The sequence below is a fragment of the Chitinimonas sp. BJB300 genome, assembly GCF_002735695.1.
Lineage (GTDB): Bacteria > Pseudomonadota > Gammaproteobacteria > Burkholderiales > Chitinimonadaceae > Chitinimonas.
On sequence record NZ_PDZH01000276.1, the window covers coordinates 1 to 2125 of the forward strand.

General features: G+C 49.6%; 2 protein-coding genes. One reads left to right on the forward strand and one right to left on the reverse strand.

Annotated features, from left to right (window positions below):
- Positions 1–32: 32 nt before the first annotated feature.
- On the reverse strand, positions 33–218 hold the full coding sequence (locus tag CSQ89_RS22325; RefSeq protein ID WP_143747131.1) for a hypothetical protein: 186 nt from the start codon (positions 216–218) through the stop codon (positions 33–35).
- A 170-nt stretch (positions 219–388) separates the two neighbouring features.
- Between CSQ89_RS22325 and CSQ89_RS21270 the strand changes: the two genes are divergently transcribed.
- Positions 389–1170 (forward strand): IS5 family transposase gene (locus CSQ89_RS21270; protein WP_374701393.1). Its coding sequence is split into 2 segments (ribosomal slippage): positions 389–779 and positions 779–1170, totalling 783 coding nucleotides; the frame shifts between segments, so codons are not numbered across the junction.
- Positions 1171–2125: the final 955 nt, after the last annotated feature.

Genomic DNA, 2125 nt, shown 5'->3' on the forward strand with positions numbered 1-2125 from the left:
CTGCGGGTTGATGGGCATCAGTGGCGCGTGGCCTACGAACTGCTCCATCGTTTCATCGAAGCACGGCGCACGCCATAAACCAGAAGCGCCTTCCGTGGGTAGATGCTGCCCGCCGGGTATTTACGATGGTGTACCAGCTCATGCTTCAAACTGCCCCAGAGGCTCTCCATCGGCGCATGCAATCGTAGCGACCCCGCCGTGATATCGAAGTGAAGCATTTGCCCCTTCCGCAAGTAAGCTTGCATTAACGCATTGCGACATTGAGTACAGGGTAATCGTGGTGGCAAATGAGCGTGTTCAGCAATCCCTCCGCGCTGACCCGAATAAACTTTATCGAGGCGCCCTAGAGGGTGTCGTCACAAGATTTCCCTGGCCTTAAAATTCAGCAATGACGCTTGAATCTATTACCTCGCCGGCGCATCGTCGCCACGACATTTCCGATTCACACTGGCTCTTGCTGGAGCCCCATCTGCCGGGGCGGCGAGGTGACTGGGGCAGGGGGGCAAACAATAACCGATTGTTTATCAATGCCGTCTTCTGGATTTTGCGTACCGGCGCGCCATGGCGAGATCTTCCACCCGATCTGGGAGGCTGGAAAAACACGCATCGACGCTTTTGTCGATGGCGTGACAAGGGAGTTTGGGGGAAATTGCTCGAACAGTTGATAACCGACCCGGACGTTGAATGGCTGATGATTGATGCTTCCCACATCAAGGTTCATCCCGACGCGGCCGGAGCGTGTGGCGGCAATCAGGCGATGGGTGTGACAAAAGGGGGCTCAATAGCAAGCTACATCTGGCAGTAGATGCGCACGGCATGCCAATCCGCATTCTGCTGACGTCAGGCACCACCGCTGATTGCACCCAGGCAAGCATGTTGATCGAAGGGTTGACGGCTCAGAGCCTGCTCATGGATCGCGGCTATGATAGCGACGCGATCATTGAGCAAGCCCACAAGCAGGGTATGCAAGCCGTTGTTCCACCACGTAAACATCGCAAAGTGCAGCGCGAGTATGACAAAGACTTGTATCGCCACCGTCATCTGGTCGAAAAGGCTTTTTTGCAACTAAAGCGTTGGCGGGGCATCGCAACCCGTTACGCCAAGAATATGGCCTCTTTTCTGGCGGCCGCCCAGATACGCTGCATGGCGATCTGGATCGGCATCCTGTGACGACACCCTCTAAGGTATGTTTTGCAATTGTTGCAAAATCTTCTGGCGACATCTCTCAATTTTCATAAGTTGGTGAACTAGCGATAGACTTCCTTGAAGTTTCGCTGGTGCCGTCAAAAAGCCATCTGAACTTATTTTAGTGCATGCTCCACCGGAAATTTGCTCTAATTCATTTGCGTTTAGGTTTTGCATATATATCTTTTTGCAGGAAGTAAGGAGTTATTAGCCAAAAGTGTTTAAAGGGCGAAGGAAAACAGAGCCATAAGCATTTGGGGATGCTTGGCCACTAAACATAGAATACCTCCCTGATTTGTGCAATTTCATCGACATTCAAGATCGAATGATTTGATTCTTTCCGATCGTTTAAACTTTTACATAGTTGTTTTACTTCATTTGTTGGCAGCTATTTATAACAGCAGGTGAGTAGGGTATTGTCATTAACACTGTAATTTGATAGGCGGTACCGCACGTAACGTACTAAATTTGTTGCCCAATATAATAGTATATTATTCGCTGACAATCTCGCCCCCTTCAGCCGAATTAATAGCGTTATGGTTAGTTTGGCGCTATCCAGGTAGCCTGTATTTGATTTATCTCAAGGTGTTTGCGTTTTCTTGCCAGTGATGAGGGAGGAAGGCGAAAAAGGCCCATTGGGAGCGAAGCTGAGATTTGATAGAATATAAGAAAGAGCTAATTCCTCAGGCGTCGCCTATACGGTCAGCAAGCAATACTGACGATGTTCTAACTCAATCCGTTAAGTGGTCGAGTAGCCCAAGGGTGTAAAACGGCTCTATTGCAAAAAATATGGTCGTGCTGGCGCTCCGCTTAGGGTGTAAAACAGCGTGCAAAACTTTCCAGATTCCAGGGGTAAACAGCGTTCAATAGTTTCCACCCCTGGGTGTGCAACCATCCGGTGTTTCTGCCGGAGAATCTGGGGTGATAAACATGAATCTCA